General features: G+C 58.4%; 19 protein-coding genes. 7 read left to right on the top strand and 12 right to left on the bottom strand.

The window, feature by feature from the left end; translation table 11 throughout:
* Window positions 1–9 precede the first annotated feature (9 nt).
* Window positions 10–336, bottom strand: coding sequence for a heat shock protein HspQ (gene hspQ / locus ACR0L4_RS06200; protein WP_170750089.1), 327 nt, complete (start codon window positions 334–336; stop codon window positions 10–12).
* 80 nt (window positions 337–416) lie between these two features.
* On the opposite strand from hspQ, the gene ACR0L4_RS06195 reads away from it, so the two are divergent.
* Both ACR0L4_RS06195 and ACR0L4_RS06190 read left to right on the top strand, forming a co-directional pair.
* A complete protein-coding gene (locus tag ACR0L4_RS06195; protein ID WP_480511419.1) occupies window positions 417–1,298 on the top strand; it encodes an AEC family transporter in 882 nt (293 codons plus the stop codon).
* Window positions 1,299–1,359: 61 nt separating this feature from the next.
* On the top strand, window positions 1,360–1,941 hold the full coding sequence (locus ACR0L4_RS06190; protein WP_480511417.1) for a transglycosylase SLT domain-containing protein: 582 nt from the start codon (window positions 1,360–1,362) through the stop codon (window positions 1,939–1,941).
* A gap of 10 nt (window positions 1,942–1,951) precedes the next feature.
* Here the strand turns inward: ACR0L4_RS06190 and ACR0L4_RS06185 are convergent, their stop codons facing one another.
* The 4 genes from ACR0L4_RS06185 to ACR0L4_RS06170 form a co-directional block, all read right to left on the bottom strand.
* Window positions 1,952–2,536, bottom strand: coding sequence for a LolA family protein (locus ACR0L4_RS06185; protein ID WP_480511415.1), 585 nt, complete (start codon window positions 2,534–2,536; stop codon window positions 1,952–1,954).
* A gap of 39 nt (window positions 2,537–2,575) precedes the next feature.
* The gene (locus ACR0L4_RS06180) at window positions 2,576–5,464 is read right to left on the bottom strand and encodes a DNA translocase FtsK (protein WP_480511413.1); all 2,889 of its coding nucleotides are present in this window, start codon (window positions 5,462–5,464) and stop codon (window positions 2,576–2,578) included.
* 14 nt (window positions 5,465–5,478) lie between these two features.
* Window positions 5,479–6,660, bottom strand: a complete 1,182-nt coding sequence (locus ACR0L4_RS06175) for an aminotransferase class I/II-fold pyridoxal phosphate-dependent enzyme (RefSeq protein ID WP_480511411.1) — start codon at window positions 6,658–6,660, stop codon at window positions 5,479–5,481.
* A 109-nt stretch (window positions 6,661–6,769) separates the two neighbouring features.
* On the bottom strand, window positions 6,770–8,098 hold the full coding sequence (locus tag ACR0L4_RS06170) for an amidase (RefSeq protein WP_480511409.1): 1,329 nt from the start codon (window positions 8,096–8,098) through the stop codon (window positions 6,770–6,772).
* Between the two features lie 51 nt (window positions 8,099–8,149).
* Between ACR0L4_RS06170 and ACR0L4_RS06165 the strand changes: the two genes are divergently transcribed.
* Window positions 8,150–9,412: an FAD-dependent monooxygenase gene (locus ACR0L4_RS06165; RefSeq protein WP_480511407.1), complete on the top strand. Its 1,263-nt coding sequence runs from the start codon at window positions 8,150–8,152 to the stop codon at window positions 9,410–9,412.
* Here the strand turns inward: ACR0L4_RS06165 and ACR0L4_RS06160 are convergent.
* The 4 genes from ACR0L4_RS06160 to ACR0L4_RS06145 all read right to left on the bottom strand — a co-directional run bounded on the left by ACR0L4_RS06160 (window position 9,409) and on the right by ACR0L4_RS06145 (window position 12,041).
* Complete coding sequence (locus ACR0L4_RS06160) at window positions 9,409–9,594, bottom strand: Trm112 family protein (protein WP_170750097.1); 186 nt, start codon at window positions 9,592–9,594, stop codon at window positions 9,409–9,411. The genes ACR0L4_RS06165 and ACR0L4_RS06160 overlap by 4 nt on opposite strands.
* Window positions 9,591–10,232, bottom strand: coding sequence for an LON peptidase substrate-binding domain-containing protein (locus tag ACR0L4_RS06155; protein WP_170750098.1), 642 nt, complete (start codon window positions 10,230–10,232; stop codon window positions 9,591–9,593). The genes ACR0L4_RS06160 and ACR0L4_RS06155 overlap by 4 nt, the downstream gene beginning before the upstream one ends.
* A gap of 27 nt (window positions 10,233–10,259) precedes the next feature.
* The gene (locus tag ACR0L4_RS06150; protein WP_480511404.1) at window positions 10,260–11,177 is read right to left on the bottom strand and encodes a tetratricopeptide repeat protein; all 918 of its coding nucleotides are present in this window, start codon (window positions 11,175–11,177) and stop codon (window positions 10,260–10,262) included.
* Between the two features lie 75 nt (window positions 11,178–11,252).
* Window positions 11,253–12,041, bottom strand: a complete 789-nt coding sequence (locus ACR0L4_RS06145; RefSeq protein ID WP_170750100.1) for an exodeoxyribonuclease III — start codon at window positions 12,039–12,041, stop codon at window positions 11,253–11,255.
* 141 nt (window positions 12,042–12,182) lie between these two features.
* On the opposite strand from ACR0L4_RS06145, the gene ACR0L4_RS06140 reads away from it, so the two are divergent.
* Complete coding sequence (locus tag ACR0L4_RS06140; protein ID WP_480511402.1) at window positions 12,183–12,890, top strand: O-methyltransferase; 708 nt, start codon at window positions 12,183–12,185, stop codon at window positions 12,888–12,890.
* Between the two features lie 214 nt (window positions 12,891–13,104).
* Here the strand turns inward: ACR0L4_RS06140 and ACR0L4_RS06135 are convergent, their stop codons facing one another.
* A complete protein-coding gene (locus ACR0L4_RS06135; protein WP_170750269.1) occupies window positions 13,105–13,791 on the bottom strand; it encodes a response regulator transcription factor in 687 nt (228 codons plus the stop codon).
* 162 nt (window positions 13,792–13,953) lie between these two features.
* On the opposite strand from ACR0L4_RS06135, the gene ribA reads away from it, so the two are divergent.
* Both ribA and ACR0L4_RS06125 read left to right on the top strand, forming a co-directional pair.
* Complete coding sequence (gene ribA, locus ACR0L4_RS06130) at window positions 13,954–15,048, top strand: GTP cyclohydrolase II (RefSeq protein ID WP_480511400.1); 1,095 nt, start codon at window positions 13,954–13,956, stop codon at window positions 15,046–15,048.
* Entirely contained in the window at window positions 15,045–15,545 is a 501-nt protein-coding gene (locus tag ACR0L4_RS06125) for a L,D-transpeptidase family protein (RefSeq protein WP_480511398.1), read from the top strand. The genes ribA and ACR0L4_RS06125 overlap by 4 nt, the downstream gene beginning before the upstream one ends.
* Here ACR0L4_RS06125 and ACR0L4_RS06120 read toward each other — a convergent pair.
* Together ACR0L4_RS06120 and ACR0L4_RS06115 are read right to left on the bottom strand one after the other, a co-directional pair.
* On the bottom strand, window positions 15,529–16,188 hold the full coding sequence (locus ACR0L4_RS06120) for a YggS family pyridoxal phosphate-dependent enzyme (protein WP_480511396.1): 660 nt from the start codon (window positions 16,186–16,188) through the stop codon (window positions 15,529–15,531). The genes ACR0L4_RS06125 and ACR0L4_RS06120 overlap by 17 nt on opposite strands.
* 101 nt (window positions 16,189–16,289) lie before the next feature.
* On the bottom strand, window positions 16,290–17,378 hold the full coding sequence (locus ACR0L4_RS06115; RefSeq protein WP_170750104.1) for a porin: 1,089 nt from the start codon (window positions 17,376–17,378) through the stop codon (window positions 16,290–16,292).
* A gap of 282 nt (window positions 17,379–17,660) precedes the next feature.
* On the opposite strand from ACR0L4_RS06115, the gene ACR0L4_RS06110 reads away from it, so the two are divergent.
* On the top strand, window positions 17,661–18,149 hold the full coding sequence (locus ACR0L4_RS06110) for a DUF3576 domain-containing protein (RefSeq protein ID WP_170750105.1): 489 nt from the start codon (window positions 17,661–17,663) through the stop codon (window positions 18,147–18,149).
* The last annotated feature ends 19 nt before the right edge of the window (window positions 18,150–18,168 follow it).

Below are 18,168 nucleotides of genomic sequence, written 5' to 3'. Positions count from 1 at the left end.
AACCAGATTTCAGTTCAGGTGGAAATGCAGCGGGTAGGAGCCATCCTCGAACGGTCCGAACATATTGGGGATATCGGGATGTTCGACCGGCTCGCCCGATTGATCTTCGATCAGGTTTTGCTCTGAAACATAAGCCACATAAAAGGATTGGTCGTTTTCGGCCAACAGGTGGTAGAACGGTTGATCCTTGATTGGGCGGCTGTCTTCGGGGATGGCTTCGTACCATTCTTCGGTGTTCGAAAACTCTGGATCCACATCGAAAATCACCCCTCGAAAGGGATGCTTTTTATGTTTCACAACTTGTCCCAGGCCGTATTTGGCGTGTGTCTTTAGCATTGTTTCAGCCCCCAAAGAAGTTACTACCTCTTTCCGGGTGGAAAAGCCAATCATTGATGTGAAATTCAAGGAAACAGTCTGTGAACCTCTTGCTGACAGTGTTCGAAATCGTGGCGCCCGTCTTCATTCTGGCGGGAATTGGCTTTGCATGGGTCAAGCTTGGTTTCGAGTACCGCCTGCAGTTTGTCACCCGGTTCGCCATGACCTTGGCGGTGCCCAGCCTGATCTTTGTTGCCCTGATGCAGACCGAGATTCCCGGCGGGGACCTGTCGCGATTTACCGCGGCCACCATTGTCGCCAATTTGGGTTTGGCGGTGGTGTTCTGGATCATCGTTCGCGTTTTGAAGCTGGAACAGCGAACCTATCTTTCTCCCCTGATTTTCGGCAATACCGGTAACCTGGGCCTACCTTTGTGTATTTTCGCCTTTGGTCAGGCGGGCCTGGGCTATGCCGTGATCTTTCTGGCTGTGACGGCTTTGTTTTCATTCACATACGGCATCTACCTTGTCGCCGGCAAAGGCGCCTTTGGTCAGGTCATCCGCCAACCCATGGTCTGGGCGACCATATTGGGCGCGTTGTTTCTGTGGCGAGGCTGGCAGACGCCGCTGTTTCTGACCAATACACTGGATTTGCTGGGGCAAATGGCCGTTCCGATGATGCTTGTAACGGTCGGCGTGGCCATCGCACGCCTGACTACCCGTAGTTTGGGTCAGGCCGTCTGGCTGTCAGTGCTGAAACTCGTGGTTTGCTTCGCGCTCGGCTGGGTGATTGCCGTCGCGTTCGACCTTGAGGCCATCGCCTTTGGCGTTCTGGTTTTGCAAATGTGTACCCCTGTCGCCGTCACCTCTTATCTGCTGGCAGAGCGTTTCAAGGCCGACGCGGATGCCGTTGCGGGGATGGTCATGGTCTCGACCCTGCTGTCTGTCGCAGCGTTACCCCTTGTTTTGGCATTGGTTCTGTAGCGATTGTGATTTCCTCAGCGCTCAATCTGCGCTAGAATGCCCGAAAAAAGGCACGAGGCACATGAGCAGAATTCTTTTCGTACTCTTCGGGGTGCTGCTTCTGGCATCCTGTGGGGGTGGCTCCAAACAGCCACCCAGCAGATTGAATGACGCGTGCAGTATTGCGCGCGAACGTCCCGACTATATCAAGGCCTTCATAAGCACCGAGCGGAAATGGGGTGTTCCCGTCCACGTTCAGATGGCGACGATCTATCAGGAAAGCCGCTATCGCCATGATGCGCGCACACCGCATCGCTACGTGCTGGGCGTGATCCCGATGGGACGACAAAGCAGCGCCTATGGTTATAGCCAGGCATTGGACGGCACGTGGGATGAGTACCAGCGCGAAACCGGCAAGCGCCGCGCCAAGCGGGACCGTATCCGCGACGCGTCTGACTTTATCGGCTGGTACATGAACAAAAGCTATGAGCGCAATGGCATCCATCCGACAGACACCCGCAATCAGTATCTGGCCTATCACGAAGGGCACACCGGTTTTGCCCGCGGCAGCTACAACCAGAAGTCCTGGCTGCTGAACGTGGCAAGCGACGTGGACGCGCGGGCCGACCTGTACCAGGCGCAATTGGCAAGCTGTCGGTACTGACCTCAACGGGTCAGCGGTTGCGTGACCCGCTTTTCGAGAACAGATCCTGATCGAGGGCCCCGCCTTCGGTCAGCGCGCCCAATAGAACGGTCGTCTGGGTGCCTGCATTGTCATGGATCACCCATTTCCTCAGTTCGACGGGATTGTCCGTGAACATCAACTCGATCCGTCCTGACTCGGGGTTTTTGGGGTCCTGAGCCGTGACAACAGTTGCCGTGCCATCAAAGTCGTGACTGACGACCATATTGGCCTGACCAAGATTGACATTGCGCGCCAGAACCAAAGACAAAGGCGTCCGTTTCAGCGGGTACTGCTCGGGCGGTTGGTTCGACTTCGGGTCAAAGATCATGACGCTGCCCGCGCGTGCCAGAACCACAGCGCTGTTTGGCGGATCATATTCAAACCGCATCTTGCCCGGCCTCTGAATCCAAAGCTTGCCGGTACTCAGCGAGCCGTCGTCATTGACCTGGGTAAAGCTCGTCTGAACCGTTTTCATCTGGTTCAGGTAGTTTGATATTTCCGACAGCGGCAGCTTGTCCGCCCATGCGGCAGGTGCGGCCAGTGTCAGTGCAAGGGCAAAAGCAATCTGTTTCATGAGACCCAGATAAGCGCTCTGCCCTTGTTATTAAATATCCTATTGCTCGGGGACCAGGATTTCGCGTTTGCCGACGTGATTTGCAGCCGAAACAACGCCTTCATCCTCCATCTGCTCAACCAGTCGAGCCGCTTTGTTGTACCCGATGGCAAGTTTCCGCTGGATATACGAGGTCGAGCATTTGCGATCCTTGATCACAATCGCCACCGCCTGATCGTAGAGCGCATCTTCTCCGTTGGTATTGCCGCCGGTGCTAAGACCCAGAACCGCATCGATATTGTCAGCCTTTTCTTCGGCCGGGCCATCAACCACACCGCTCATGTAATCCGGCGGGCCGAATTGTTTCAGGTGGTTGACGATTTCCTCGACCTCTTCATCCGAAACAAACGGGCCGTGGCAGCGGGTAATCTTGGCGCCACCCGCCATATAGAGCATGTCACCCTGCCCCAGCAGCTGCTCGGCGCCCATTTCGCCCAGAATGGTCCGGCTGTCGACTTTCGAGGTCACCTGGAAGGAAATCCGGGTCGGGAAGTTCGCCTTGATCGTGCCGGTGATCACATCGACCGAGGGGCGCTGTGTGGCCATGATCAGGTGAATGCCCGAGGCCCGCGCCATCTGTGCCAGACGCTGGATGCAGGCCTCAATCTCTTTGCCGGCGACCATCATCAGGTCGGCCATCTCATCGACGATGACGACGATATAGGGCATCGCTTCGGGTGCGAATTCTTCGGTCTCGAACATGGGCTCGCCGGTTTCGTCGTCAAACCCGGTCTGGACCGTGCGGCTGAACATCTCGCCCTTGGCCAGCGCGTCCTTCACCCGGCCGTTATAGCCCGCGATGTTACGCACGCCCATCTTGGACATCTTGCGATAGCGATCCTCCATCTCGCCCACGACCCATTTCAGGGCGACAACCGCCTTTTTCGGGTCGGTCACAACGGGCGACAGCAGATGCGGAATGCCGTCATAAACCGACAGTTCCAACATCTTGGGATCGATCATGATCAGGCGGCATTCATCCGGCGTCAGCTTGTACAGCAACGACAGGATCATCGTGTTGATCGCCACCGACTTACCGGAACCGGTGGTCCCCGCGATCAGCAGATGGGGCATCTTGGCCAGGTTAGCCACAACGGATTCACCGCCGATATCCTTGCCCAGCGCCAGCGGCAACGCCTGATTGCCGTCCCCAAAGTCACGGCTGGAGAGGATTTCGCGCAGTACCACCATTTCGCGGTTTTCATTGGGCAGTTCGATCCCGATGACCGAGCGGCCCGGCAGGGTCGAAACCCGCGCCGACAGGGCCGACATCGAGCGTGCGATATCATCGGCCAGACCGATCACGCGGCTGGCTTTCAAACCCGGAGCGGGCTCAAGTTCGTACATGGTGACGACCGGGCCGGGGCGGACGCTGACGATCTCACCCTTGACGCCGTAATCATCCAGCACGTTTTCCAGCATCCGCGCGTTTTCTTCCAAAGCCTCGTCGCTCAGGTGATGGCGCTGAATTTTTGACGGATTGGACAGCAGACCCAGCGGCGGCAGTTCGAAATCGGCATGTTTTTCTTCAAACGACAACGCGGGCTGCGCCTCGGCCTGCGCCCGACGCGAGGGCGGCGGTGTACGGCGCACGGGTTGCGCGACAACCGGCTTGCGCGGTTCCGCCACCGGAATTTTCATCGCCGGGCGGGATTGCGCATAGGCGTCGGCCTCATCTTCAAACACCGCCTCGTCTTCGAAATCCGGTTCGGGTGCAAAATCCTGATGCAGAGGCTGTTGCCAGTCAGGCGCAGGATTGGCTGTCAGCATCGGTTCCGGCGGCAGCGCAGCTGAGGTCATTGGCGGTTCGGGCGGCAGCTCGTCCGCGGATCCTGCGTTCAGAATCAAAGGATCCGGCCCCCGCCCTCGACCTTTGGTCAGCGGCAGGTTCGGATCGGGTTCTGGTGTCACCTCGCCCGTTGCGACCTTGCGGTTGCGTACCGCCGCCGAGATTTTCGAGCGGATACGATCCTCGCCCGGCATCTCGTCAAAGCCCTCTACGGCCATGGGTTCAATCAACTCGGGCTCTGGCATCGGGTCCGGGCGACGGATCAGGGCAGGCATTCGGGCCAACAGACCGGTTTTCGGAGCAGGTTCGGGCACTGCCTCGTCCAGTTCTTCAAAGACAGGATCACCAAAGCCGAAATCGTCCTGCACCACAGGCTCAACGCGGGCGGCGCGGTGTTCTTTCCACTGAACCCGTCGATCCCGCGCTGCCTGAGCGGTTGCCGAAGCGCCGCGGCCAAGCACATTCATCAGCAGGTCGTAAGACATCACCAGACCCAGCAGGAAAGCCCGCATGCCACGCCGCACATCGACCCTGGTGAATCCCAGTACAAAGATGCCCAGCGCAATCATCCCAACGGCCATGGCCAGCGACATCAGCTTGACCAGAAAATGTGAGGAAATCGGCAGCAGGGTCAACAACGCTCCCATCACCGTGTCACCGAACAGGCCGCCCAACCCATAGCTGTGGGTCGCGCGCCATTCTTCTCCGGGCAACAAAGTCGCGGCATAGACCGAGACAATCGCAATCCAGATCGGGGCAAAGATCAGACGGGCGACTGCTCGGTCTTCGCCAAAATGACCAGCGAACCGGACACCCCAGGCGATCAAAACCAGCGCGACGCCCAAGCTGCCCCACCCTACGATCATGAAAAGCGGCGCGGCGATCGAGGCACCGATCCGACCCATCCAGTTCTGCACCGGCGCGTCGGTCGAGACCATCCAGTTCGGGTCATCCGGCGTGTAGGACCAGATCATCGCCGCAGCCGCAAAGCCCAGCAGTATCAGGGCGATCCCGATCAGTTCCTTGCTACGCCGCTCGATCGCGGCCTGAGTGGTGCTGTCCAGCAGCGGATCGCGGTTGCGCGCGTTCAATGATGCCATTTTGCCCTCGTACCTCACGAATAGATGCAGTCTCGGAGCGTGATAAGCCCGCGCTGCAACTCTGTTTTTGGGGCCACCATCGCGGCCCGGATAAAATGCTCGCCCGGGTTTAGCCCCGGATCGCCTTGAGAAAGATAAGCGCCCGGCAAGACCCGCACGCCGGTCTCCTGCCACAGCTTCAATGCGGTTTCCTCACCGTTTTCCACGGGTAGCCACAGAAAGAACCCGGCCTCGGGCGGCATGTAGCCCTGCACATTTGCGAAAACCTCATCGGCCATTGCGTATTTATCCTGATACAGAGCGCGGTTCTGGACCACATGCGCTTCGTCGGCCCAAACCTTGGCGGCAGCGGCTTGCAGGGGCAGCGGCAAAGGCGCACCGGCATAGTTGCGCAATTGTTTGACCCGTTTGATGGTATCAGCCCCGCCCGCGATCAGACCGGAACGCAGACCCGCCAGATTGGACCGTTTCGAAAGGGAATTGAACAACGTGATGCGTTCAGGATCGGCCCCAACCTGCTGTGCGACGGTCAGGACACCTGTGGGGGCTTCGTCCCGGTAAATCTCGGAATAGCATTCATCCGCGAAGATGCGGAAATCGTATCTCTCGGCCAAAGCAATCAACTCGGCCCAATAGTCGCGCGACGCCACCGCCCCCTGTGGATTGGCCGGAGAGCAGATATAGGCAATGGCGGTCCGGTTCAGCACATCCTCGGGCAAACCGGCATAGTCGGGCAAATGGCCGGTCGCCGCGGTCGCGGGTACAAACACAGGTTCTGCTGCGACCGAGAGCGAGGCGACCATATAGACCTGATAGAAGGGGTTCGGGCACAAAACGACCGGCGTTTGACCGTTCTTCTGTTCGGGACACAGCGCCATCGCGGCATTGTACAGCCCCTCTCGGGTGCCGTTCAGGGCCATCACATTGGTGTCGGGGTCCATCGGCACACCATAGCGACGCTTGATCCAGTCGGTGATTGCCCCGCGCAACCCGGGCGAGCCTTCATTTGGCGGATAGCCCTGAAATCCGGCAGCATTTTCGGCAATGACATCTGTGACCCAGGCAGGAAAGTCATGCATTGGCGCGCCGATGGTCATGTGAATGACCTCTCCGCCCGGCTGGTGATGATCCAGCAGGGTACGCAGACGCGGGAATGCATATTCCGGTAGGTTCGAAAACCGCTCGGGAAAATTCATAACTACTGCCTCAATGTCGGGATCATTTTCGCCCCGTTTTTTTGGCAGATTACAGATCAGATCCCGCCTCGTCCAGACAAAGAGACGTCGAATCAGGGGATTGTGGCATTCACGCCAACGCGGTTTCTGCCGCTGATCCAAGCCGCAACAGAGCCTCTTCCGAGCCCGGATAGCCCAGCATCATCACCCCGCAGCCGGGGGTCCCGGTCGGCAGGGTCAGGGCTGCCAGCCCCATCAGGTTGCCAATGCGGGTGTTGCGAAGGGCCAGCAGATTCTCGGTTACGTAGTAGTCGTGATCGCTCATCAGCCGGTCCAGATTGGGCGGCAGGATGGGCGCGGTGGGGGCCAGTACCGCGTCAAACCCGGCCGTTGCCGCATCCCACGCAGCGCGACAGGCCTTGAGCTTGGACCACGCCGCCACATAGTCCGCCCCGGCTACGTCCCTGCCCGCGCGAAACCGTTCCAGAATTTCGGGGTACATCGCATCCGGGTTGGCTTCGATGACGTCCTTCCACAAGCCATAGGCTTCGGTCGTATAAAGCACACCCGAAAGCGCCATCGCCTCGTTCAGCTCCGGCACGTCAAGCGGGACAACCTCGGCCCCTGCGTCAGACAGGCGTTGCAAGGCATCTTCATAGGCCTTGCGTGGTGTCTCTCGCAGATCATCCTTTGCCACATTCTGCAGGTCCGCAAAACGGCGCCCCCTGACGGAAGCCCCCCGCAGATCAGCGGGCGTCCCACCTTCCAGCAGCGCCAGCAAATGTGCGGCATCTTCGACCGACCGGGCCAATGGGCCAACCGTGTCAAACCGCAGACACAGGGGCACCGTACCCTCAAGACTCACCCGGCCAGCCGTGGTTTTCAGCCCTACCAGATTGTTCCAGGCCGACGGAATACGCACGGACCCTCCGGTATCCGAGCCAATGCCGCCAGCTGCCAGCCCCCACGCGACCGAAGCCGCAGCGCCCGAGGATGACCCGCCTGGCACAGCATCTTCGTCATCAATACAGGGCGGTGTGCCCGTGATCGGGTTCAGTCCGAGCCCGGAAAAGGCCAGCTCACTCATATGAGTTTTGCCCAGACAGACCGCCCCCAAGGCCGTGGCATTGCGCACAATTACGGCGTCTGTATCAGGCACCCTTCCCGTCAGCAGGGCCGAGCCCGCCTCGGTCCCGATACCCGCCGTATCGAACAGATCTTTCCAACTGATCGGAACGCCATCCAGCAGGGACCTGCGTTGGCTCAACGTCGCGCGGTCCTTGGCAGCTTTGGCCTCGGCGCGGGCACGGGCATGTGTGACGCGGGCATAGATGCGATCGCGATGTGGATGGGCGTCGATGGCGGCCAGATAGGTCTCGGTCAGTTCAACAGGATCGATCTGCCCCATGCCAATGCCACGACCCAGATCACAGGCCGTCATGGTCAACCACTCCTGCATCACACCCCTCCTTGGTTCTGCTTGATCCGGACGGTAGCGACAGGACCGCACATGGACAATCCCGAAAGGGCGCGCATAGTGCAGGGCATGACACGGACATCGGATATCCTGATCGTTGGCGGCGGCCTGAACGGTCCTGCCCTGGCACTGGCTTTGGCGCAAACCGGGCACACGGTCAGCGTGATAGATTCACTGGTGGAGAAGGTTCGCAAGAACGCGGCCTTTGACGGGCGGTCCTATGCGCTGGCACTGGCGTCCAAACGGTTGTTGGATGCGATCGGAATCTGGGACCGGATCACCGAGCACGCTCAACCGATGCTTGAGATCAAAGTCACCGATGGCCACGCAGGTGCGGGCCCTTCGCCCTTTTTCATGCATTTCGACCATGCCGAGATCGAGGAAGGCCCGATGGGTTACATGGTCGAAGATCGCCATCTGCGCCGCGCGTTTCTTGATGCGATGACCGAGGAGAAGCGGATCACCCAGATCAGCGGCAAGACCGTTGTGGCGCAAGAGACGGATGCGGTGGGCGTGACCCTGACACTGGATGACGGCACCTCAGTCGCCGGCCAGCTGGTCATCGGCTGCGATGGGCGGCGCAGCGGCACGGCGGCACGGGCCGGCATCAAACGCAGCGGCTGGGACTATGGCCAAACCGCCCTCGTTTGCGCCATCGCGCACGAGCTGCCCCATCATGGCGTAGCCCATCAGTTCTTCATGCCACCCGGTCCGCTGGCTATTCTGCCGCTCACCGGCAACCGCAGTTCCATCGTCTGGAGCGAACGCACCGAGACGGCGCGTCGTATCAATGCGCTGCCCGAGGCAGAGTATCTGCAGGTTCTGCGCCCAAGGTTCGGGGATTTCCTGGGTGATATCAGCCTTCAGGGCGACCGGTTCACCTACCCGCTGAACCTGACCATCGCCAATTCCTTTGTCGCGGAACGCCTTGCGCTGGTTGGGGACGCGGCGCACGGGATGCATCCTATTGCCGGGCAGGGCTTGAATGCCGGACTGCGCGACGTCGGTGCGCTGGCCGAGGTGCTGACACTGGCCGGACGTCGTGGCGAGGACATCGGTTCCATCCTGGTATTGGAACGCTATCAGGCGTGGCGGCGGTTTGATACGGCCTCACTCGCGATGGCGACGGATGTGTTCAACAAGCTGTTTTCGAACGACAATCCGCTGCTTAGATTCGGGCGCGATATTGGCATGGGGATCGTTGGGTCGTTACCGGGGTTGCGGCGTGGTTTTGTGCGCGAAGCGGCCGGGCTGACCGGAGACCTGCCAAAACTGCTGCAAGGACGCGCGATCTAATCCAGCTGTCGCGCCTCATCCACCAACATCACGGGAATACCGTTGCGGATCGGAAATGCCAGACCCGCTGCTTTTGATACAAGTTCCTGCTTGTCCGCATCATAGTGCAAAGTTGTATGCGTCTGCGGGCAGATCAGTGCCTCAAGCATGTGGCGGTCAAAGATGTGTGCGGCTTCGCTCATTGCAGCGTTTCCTCGTTTGATCCGCCACGCAGGGCGAATTCGATCAATGTCACCAGGGTCTCGCGCCGCGTGCGCAAGCAAGGCGCTTCAAGCAGGGCCTGTTTGTCTTCCGGGTCAAAATCCATCAGCATCGAAAGCGAATTCACCAGAAGTTCATCATCCGCTTCCTTCAGCGAATCCCAATCGGTCGACAATTGGCGCGAGTCGAAAAAGCGCTCGAGCAGGTTCATGAACCGTTTCCGGTCAAACACGCCATCTTTTTCGGATTTTCCCAGGTCGCGATCGAAACCATCCCACGATACTTCGCATCGGCGGTAAGGCGTAAATGCATCCAATTCGGACTTGATCCGGAACCGGGACACGCCTGTCAGGGTGATCAGGTATCGACCATCCTCGGTTTCCGAAAACTGCGTCACCCGGCCTGCGCAACCGATCTTGTGCAGCTTGTGTTCATTGCTCACCGATGGGTTGGGCTGGACCATACCGATCAGTCGCTCCTTGGTTTTCAGCGCATCATCCAGCATCTGCAGGTAACGCGGCTCGAAGATATGCAAGGGCAAGCGGGACCGGGGCAGCAACAGCGCCCCAGGTAGTGGAAAAACGGATACCGTATCCGGCAGGTCGGCGGGATGCATCATGTATCCGAGTGTAGCTCTGATCAGGAATTAGGCAAATATCATTGAGCTGAGTTTGCGCCGCCCGTTCAGAACAATCGGATCATTGGGCTTGAGCGCATCGAAGATTGTGAACAGCTGTGTCTTGGCCGCATCGTCATTCCACGCGCGATCCCGGCGAAACAGCTCCAACAACTGCGCCACAGCCTCCTCGACATCGCCATTCGCGTGCAGGGCCTGTGCCAGATCAAAACGTGCCTGGTGGTTGTCAGGCTCGGCTTCTACGGATGCCGTCAATTCAGCCACCGGTCCGGCATCTGCAGCTTGCTTTGCCAGCTCAAGTTGCGCATGCGCCGCTTCCAGTTCGGGCGCAGAAGAGATTTCAGCCGGTGCTCCGTTCAGGATGGCCTCAGCCTGGTCCAGATCGCCTGACGCAATATGGGCCCGGACAAGACCACCGTAGGCTGCCGCATGGTTCGGGTCTTCGCCCAGAATGGCGGCAAAAGTCTGTGCCGCATCAACCGCAGCCCCCTCAGCCAGCATTTCTTCTGCGGCCTGCACGGCATCTTCCAATTGCCCACCGGGGCTTTCGCCGCCCGCCGCTTCGATCACACGGTCGATGAAAGCCTTGATTTCGGACCCCGGCAGCGCGCCCTGAAACCCGTCTACGGGCTGTCCTTTGAAGAACGCATAGACCGTCGGGATCGACTGAATGCGCAGTTGCGACGCGATCATCTGCGCCTCGTCCACATTGATCTTGACCATCTTCACCGCGCCCTTGGCGGCGGTCACGGCCTCTTCCAAGGCCGGACCCAGAGTTTTGCAGGGACCACACCAAGGCGCCCAGAAATCGACGATGATCGGTATCTCTTCGGACGCTTCGACCACATCGGCCATAAACGTGGCCTCAGAGCTGTCCTTGATCAGATCGGTGGCTGGTGTGCTGTCTGCGCCGCTCAGAAGGTCCATGGCATTCACTCTCCGGTTCGAACTTGCGCCCTATATGCAACCGCTTGGCGCAGAAACCAAGGGGCGAGTTAAAGGTCAAACATCAAAGCTCGCAAAAACAGGTGCATGATCGCTGGGCTTTTCCCATCCACGCGCGTCGCGCAAGATGCGGCTGGAATGCCCTGCATTCGAGATATCCGGCGTGGCCCAAACGTGATCCAGCCGCCGTCCCTTGTCGGCCGCATCCCAATCCCGCGCCCGGTAGGACCACCAACTGTAAAGCTGACCCTCGGGTATATCCTGACGGGTGATATCGACCCAACCACCGGCATCCTGTGTTTCAGCCAATTGTTCGACCTCGATCGGCGTGTGCGAGACGACCTTGAGCAGTTGCTTGTGCGACCACACGTCATCCTCGCGCGGGGCGATGTTCAAATCGCCGACCAAAATGGATTTCTCCGGCTTCTCCGCATGGAACCAGTCGCGCATATCGGTGAGGTAATCGAGCTTTTGCCCGAATTTCTCATTCACGTCCCGATCCGGTACATCGCCGCCCGCCGGGACATAGAAATTGTGGATCGTCACACCGTTTTCCAGCCGCCCTGCGATGTGACGGGCATGGCCGAGACCGGCAAAATCCTTGTCGCCCACCTCTTCCATCGGCAGGCGCGACAGGATGGCGACGCCGTTGTATCCCTTTTGACCCCGCGCAACCATGTGGGTGTATCCCAGTTCTGCAAACCCTTCGGTTGGGATCTTTTCGACCGGAGATTTACACTCCTGCAGACACAGAACATCCGGTGCCTCTTCCTGTAGCAATTTCAGTACGATAGGCTCGCGCAGACGGACCGAGTTGATGTTCCAGGTGGCAAGGGTGAAGGACATGATGTGGGTTTCCTCTGTCACAGTTGGGCGGAACCTAGCGCGGCACGATGCTGGTTGCCACGAGAAAAGGTAGGCGAGACGTTCCACGGACATTGAAAGCGGCCAACCGCACTTTTGTCTTGGCCCAGCAATAAAACCACAATGAAACAAACATTGTATTCCATCGGGCGTCGTGGAAACCTAGAGGCGGACAGTTTTGATTTGAAGGGCGGTGAAATGCGCGACAATGTGAGCGAGACGCCATTTCGGCCAGAATTGACGCTACCTGAAGCCGAAGCCGCTTTTCTGCGGGACGCGTATCGCAAAGCTGAAACGATCCTGGAATACGGAAGCGGCGGCTCGACGGTCATGGGTGCTGAGATGGAGAACAAAAGAGTGTTCTCGGTAGAATCCGACGAAAGCTGGGCTGAAAACCTGCGTCGATACCTGGATCAGAACGCAGAGAGCAAAAGCGAAGTAACAGTGCACCACGTTGATCTTGGACCGACCAAGCGATGGGGCATTCCCAAATCAGACAAGAAATGGCGGAACTATTGGCGCTATCCGCTTGAAATCTATTCTCACGAACAGTTCAGAGAACCCGATTTGGTGTTCGTTGACGGAATCTACCGACCAGCTTGCGTGATTGCAGCAATGTTTATGCTAAAAAAGCCTGCACGACTGGTATTCGATGACTATCTGAATCCTCGCACGAACTGGACGACAACGCGCCCACGGTTTGAAGCGCTCGAGAAGATCAAAAAACCCGTCAGGTTTGTCGGGCGAATGGCAGTTTTTGAGATAGAGCCAAAGTCCACCGAACCTGCGCTTCTTCTGGACAGCATCCCGTTCTTTTTTCGCTATTTCTGACCAAAACAGACAGTTTCGAAAGGTGTTCCCGATTGGCGATACCCAAGCGTCGGTTTGGACTTCTGTGCGGACATCTGGTTCCAAAAAAAGGCCGGGCCATCAGGCCCGGCAGTCCAACAGGGAGGTGCATGTCATGACCCGGACATGCGCGGGTTGAGAATACCTTAATGATGACTACAGAGTATCACTTTGATCCAAGTCAATCTACCTCAGATCACGACACCAGACGATATCCGCCCGATTCTGTGACCAAAAGGCGTGCATTGGATGGATCAGGCTCAATCTTCTGACGCAGACGGTAGATATGGGTTTCCAGCGTATGAGTCGTCACCCCGGCATTGTAGCCCCAGACCTCATGCAGCAGCACATCTCGCGCCACCACCCCGTCGGCCGAGCGATACAAGAACTTGAGAATATTGGTTTCTTTCTCGGTCAGACGGATTTTCCGATCTTCTTCGGTGATCAGCATCTTCATCGCGGGTTTGAACGTATACGGCCCCAAAACAAACACGGCGTCTTCAGATTGCTCGTGCTGACGCAGCTGCGCGCGAATGCGGGCCAGAAGAACCGGAAATTTGAATGGTTTCGACACATAGTCGTTCGCGCCGGCATCCAGACCCAGGATCGTGTCGGCGTCGCTGTCGTGACCTGTCAGCATCAGAATCGGGCTTTTGACACCTTGCTTGCGCATCAGGCGGCACAGCTCGCGCCCATCGGTGTCCGGCAGACCTACGTCCAGAATCACGAGGTCGTAAATCGCCTCGCGAGCGCGTTCCATTGCCGATGCCCCGTCCGAAGCCTCGAACACGTCGAAATCCTCGGTCATCACCAACTGCTCGCTGAGCGCCTCGCGCAGGTCCTCGTCATCATCCACCAGCAGGATTTTCTTGAGCTGAGCCATTTCCGGGTCCTCCAAAGCCTTTTCCATCACTTGCGTGTGGAATATGCAATCAACAAGCTTTACTGCAATCGTCTCACGCCTTCGTGTCAGACGCGGCGGAAATGTTTCACATTTCAGGTGGAAAGCGCTACGAAAAAGGCGAAACGTTTTAGGTTAGCTCAGATGAGTCTCATCCCCGACATCACAGAACTTCTGGCCCGTGCCCGGGCGGACCTGCGCATGGGCGTACCCATTGCACTGGTGGATGCCAGTGGGGGCAGCGTGCTTGCCATTTCCGCGGAAACGCTGAGCCCTCAGCGTCTGGCCGACGTCCGAGGCCTAGGTGGCGCGCCCGTCGTGGCGATTACCGGACGTCGCGCCGAGACCCTGAAAGCACGCGCCTATGACGGCGATTTGGCGCGCGTTCTGATCCCTTCAGATGCTGACATGTCATGGGTGCAGGCCCTGGCCGACCCCTCAGACGATCTGAACGCACCCATGAAGGGGCCATTGATGACCGAACGGAATGGCAGTGCCAATCTGCATCGCATTGCCATCGCTCTGACCAAATCCGCCCGGTTGCTGCCCGCGGTCGTCGTTGTTCCGGTGGACGATGGGCGTGCCTTTGCCGCGGCCCATGGGCTGACCTGCATTGAACACACCATGGCCGCACCGCATCTGACTCAACGTAGTGCTCTGCAAGAGGTCGTCGCCGCCCGTCTGCCGATGGAGGTTTCTGAGGCCGGGCGACTGCATGTTTTTCGCCCCGAGGATGGGGGGGAAGAGCACTACGCGATAGAAGTCGGACGCCCGGATCGGGACAAGCCCGTTCTGACCCGGCTGCATTCGGCGTGCTTCACGGGGGATCTGATGGGCAGCCTGAAATGCGATTGCGGACCTCAATTGCGCGGCGCATTGGCTCAGATGGGGGCAGAGGGCGCAGGCGTTCTGCTTTACCTCAATCAGGAGGGACGCGGGATCGGCTTGGCCAACAAGATGCGCGCATATTTTCTGCAGGATCAGGGGTTCGATACGGTCGAGGCAAACCATCGTCTTGGGTTCGAAGATGATGAGCGCGACTTTCGTCTGGGCTCAGACATCTTGAAGTCTCTTGGGTTCAACTCGGTCCGTTTGCTGACCAACAATCCGGCCAAGATCGCAATGATGGAACGTACCGGCATCGCGGTGACTGAGCGTGTTCCATTGAAGGTTGGCGAAACCGCACATAACCGCGGGTATCTGGCGACCAAAGCTGCGAAGTCCGGGCACTTGCTGTGACCCCCACTGACCTTGTACTGACACCACAGGGCGTTCGGTTCCGGGGTCGCCACTTTCCATGTTCCATCGGCAAAGGTGGGCTGAGCGAGACGAAACGTGAAGGGGATGGTGCGACGCCAATTGGCACACACTGTATCGTCGGCATGTTGTATCGCCCGGATCGGATTTCAGCGCCCGCACCCTGGGCCATTCCGATTGGCCCCCGGGATCTGTGGTCAGATGACTCGTCGGATAGCAGGTACAATCAATTGGTCACCAGCCCCTATCCGTTTAGCCATGAGCGCTTGCGCCGTGCCGACCCGTTGTATGATCTGGTTCTGTTGACGGACTGGAACTGGCCGAACGCGGTGCCCAACCAAGGATCGGCAATCTTTCTGCACCAATGGCGCCGACCCGGCTATCCGACCGAAGGCTGTGTCGCCTTTCGCCGCGACCACCTGCGCTGGATTGCCGAACGCGTCACATCCGGTACGCGCCTGATTATCCCTCGGCTTTGACACGTTCACCAAAGATGGCAGACCCGACACGGACATGGGTTGCCCCCAAGGCGATCGCCTGCTCGAAATCCCCGCTCATTCCCATAGACATCCCGGCCAGCCCGTTGCGCCCGGCGATCTTGGCCAATAGGGCAAAGTGCAAGGAAGGTTCTTCATTTACCGGCGGGATGCACATCAGGCCGCGAACCGGCAGATCAAGCGCGTGACAATCAGCGATGAACCCGTCTGCTTCAGCAGGCAGAATACCGGCTTTCTGCTCTTCTTCGCCTGTGTTGACCTGGATGAACAGGTCCGGGCAACTTCCCATTTCCTGCGCCAACCGCGCCAGAGTCTTCGCCAGCTTGGTGCGGTCAACCGAGTGGATGGCGTCGCACAGTTCCATGGCCTGTCGGGCTTTGTTGGTTTGCAGCGGTCCGATCAGATGAAGATCAATCCCCTCGAACTGGTCTTTGAACGCTGGCCACTTACCCGCAGCCTCTTGCACCCGGTTCTCGCCAAAGCAACGATGTCCTTGCTCAAGAACCGCTTGCACCCGTTCATTCGGCTGCACCTTGGATACAGCGATCAGTTTCACCGATCCGGCGGTCCGACCGGATTTGGCTTCGGCCTTGGCGATACGCGTAGAAATCTCTGTCAGCGACATGATGATCCTCAATCGGTTTGCAGCGAGACAAACACCATGTCAGCACAAAAGAAAAGGGCGGGTCCGAAGACCCGCCCCAGAACCTTGCGGTTCAGATCAACTTAGAAGTTGAACTGGGCACCGAAGTCGGCACGGATACGGCCGTCTGCGTCACCTTCTTTGACCTCACCAATACCGCCGCGCAGCGATGCACCGCCGCCCAGGTCGTAGTGAGCACCGATACCGATGTTGCGGGTATCGCCATCAGCCGAACCGTCACCATAGACGAACTGGATGGTGGTCGCGGCGCCAAGGTTGTAGGCAACCGACAGACCATAGGCAGTGCCGTCAGTGGCATCTACTTCGGTCGCATCGTCTGCGACAAACAGGGTACCTGCGAAATCACCGAATTCTGCACCCAGGGTCAGAACGGTCAGGCTCGGGTCGCTACCCGAAGCTGCGTCGGTTTGACCATAGGCCAGAGCGGCAGTGATGTTGTTGAAGGTGTAGGTTGCGCTGATGTCCCAGCGATCCAGACCATCGTCGACGGAGATGTTGGTGCCATCCGAGCTTACACTGGTCGCTCCGGTGTCATAGGATGCACCGAATGCGAAGTCACCGACAGCGTACTGGAAGAACACGCCGTTCACACCAGCGCCCGACGAGCTGTAGGTTGCGAAGCTGTAGTCAACACCCGAGTACTGACCCAGGAACGTTTCCAGACCAACTTCGTAGCCATAGTAGTTCGCGAGGTTGTCGAACGAACCGGCGATGTTGCCCGCGTCAACGCGCAGACCACCGAAGATGACCGAGTAGCGAGCACCGTTCAACTGTGCTTCGTTGGCTTCACCTTCACCGTCGTCGTCAGCCTGAATACGCACACGACCTTCAAAGCGAACGCCACCATCAGTTTCAACAATGCCGTCGATGTTCAGACGGAAGCGCGAGACCAGGATTGTGTCGTCGATGTCGATGTCTTGAGCAGTACCGCCGCCACCGGTCGTCGATGTGGTGGTGGTGGTGATCACGCCACCGCCTGTGGTGGTTTGAGTGTTGGTGTTGGTGGTCACTGCACCAGCAACCGGAAGATCCGCGGTGCGGTCTTCGAAGTAGCCGATACCGAAACGGCCGTAACCGCTGAATTTCACTTCAGCTGCTGCAACGCCTGCGGTCGCAATCAGCGCCGTCGATGCGAAGAGAACTTTTTTCATCTTGTTTCCCTCGGTTTAAAAAGAGTTATCTACTCGACACATGCCAAAGCACATGTCTCAGCACGGGAACCGTTTCGCTCTTTTTGCCCCTATTGCGCAAGCTTGGCCTAAATGACCGGGCTGCATTGTGGTAAAATTGGTGCAAGGATGCCACAGTCAGTTTTGCGCTCTGATCCGATCTCCGAGCCGGGATTTGATAAGATTAGGCTTGTTGCGCACAGGGTCCTTGGCTAGGAGTAGCATCCAAAGACCGCAAATACAGCGAAACAGGACCAACTGACGATGCGCTTGCCGACGATTTTGGGTTTGATCATGCTGACCGCAGCCGTGGCATCCTGCGGACAGAATCGAGGTGCTGCGCCAAACCCTGCGTTGCTGAACACAGAAAGCACCCGCACCGAGGAACGAGAGCTGAACGATCCCAATCGTTCCACCATCTGGGACGTCTTCGGACCCAACAACGCCGAACAGACCACCAATGTGAACCGCTACCTGTGGGCCGCATCGCTGGACGTTCTGAATTTCCTGCCTGTACAAGAGGTTGATCCGTTTACCGGAGTGATTGTAACGGGATACGGCACCCCTCCGGGCGGAGGGCGGTCCTATCGCGCAACGGTTCACATCAGCGATCCGGCCTTGGCTGCGCGGTCCTTGTCGGTTGCCCTGCAGTCAAGCGGGGGCTCTCCGGTCAGCGCCGCAACCACGCGTGCTGTCGAAGATGCGATCCTGTCGCGCGCGCGACAGTTGCGGATTGCGGACAACAAGTTCTAGCAACCCGCTCAAAATCGCT

Source organism: Ruegeria sp. AB5, assembly GCF_056542645.1.
Note: the sequence above shows the minus strand (reverse complement) of the source record. Positions and strands in the feature narration are given on the sequence as shown.

Excerpts from the sequence above, each read along its gene's own strand:
- hspQ (WP_170750089.1), bottom strand. The coding sequence starts at position 336 with ATGCTAAAGACACACGCCAAATACGGCCTGGGACAAGTTGTGAAACAT.
- ACR0L4_RS06170 (WP_480511409.1), bottom strand. The coding sequence starts at position 8,098 with ATGCAGGAGTGGTTGACCATGACGGCCTGTGATCTGGGTCGTGGCATT.
- ACR0L4_RS06140 (WP_480511402.1), top strand. The coding sequence starts at position 12,183 with ATGAAACAAACATTGTATTCCATCGGGCGTCGTGGAAACCTAGAGGCG.
- ACR0L4_RS06145 (WP_170750100.1), bottom strand. The coding sequence starts at position 12,041 with ATGTCCTTCACCCTTGCCACCTGGAACATCAACTCGGTCCGTCTGCGC.
- ACR0L4_RS06150 (WP_480511404.1), bottom strand. The coding sequence starts at position 11,177 with ATGGACCTTCTGAGCGGCGCAGACAGCACACCAGCCACCGATCTGATC.
- ACR0L4_RS06155 (WP_170750098.1), bottom strand. The coding sequence starts at position 10,232 with ATGATGCATCCCGCCGACCTGCCGGATACGGTATCCGTTTTTCCACTA.
- ACR0L4_RS06135 (WP_170750269.1), bottom strand. The coding sequence starts at position 13,791 with ATGGCTCAGCTCAAGAAAATCCTGCTGGTGGATGATGACGAGGACCTG.
- ACR0L4_RS06175 (WP_480511411.1), bottom strand. The coding sequence starts at position 6,660 with ATGAATTTTCCCGAGCGGTTTTCGAACCTACCGGAATATGCATTCCCG.
- ACR0L4_RS06160 (WP_170750097.1), bottom strand. The coding sequence starts at position 9,594 with ATGAGCGAAGCCGCACACATCTTTGACCGCCACATGCTTGAGGCACTG.
- ACR0L4_RS06165 (WP_480511407.1), top strand. The coding sequence starts at position 8,150 with ATGGACAATCCCGAAAGGGCGCGCATAGTGCAGGGCATGACACGGACA.
- ACR0L4_RS06190 (WP_480511417.1), top strand. The coding sequence starts at position 1,360 with ATGAGCAGAATTCTTTTCGTACTCTTCGGGGTGCTGCTTCTGGCATCC.
- ACR0L4_RS06115 (WP_170750104.1), bottom strand. The coding sequence starts at position 17,378 with ATGAAAAAAGTTCTCTTCGCATCGACGGCGCTGATTGCGACCGCAGGC.
- ACR0L4_RS06185 (WP_480511415.1), bottom strand. The coding sequence starts at position 2,536 with ATGAAACAGATTGCTTTTGCCCTTGCACTGACACTGGCCGCACCTGCC.
- ACR0L4_RS06180 (WP_480511413.1), bottom strand. The coding sequence starts at position 5,464 with ATGGCATCATTGAACGCGCGCAACCGCGATCCGCTGCTGGACAGCACC.
- ACR0L4_RS06120 (WP_480511396.1), bottom strand. The coding sequence starts at position 16,188 with ATGTCGCTGACAGAGATTTCTACGCGTATCGCCAAGGCCGAAGCCAAA.
- ACR0L4_RS06110 (WP_170750105.1), top strand. The coding sequence starts at position 17,661 with ATGCGCTTGCCGACGATTTTGGGTTTGATCATGCTGACCGCAGCCGTG.
- ribA (WP_480511400.1), top strand. The coding sequence starts at position 13,954 with ATGAGTCTCATCCCCGACATCACAGAACTTCTGGCCCGTGCCCGGGCG.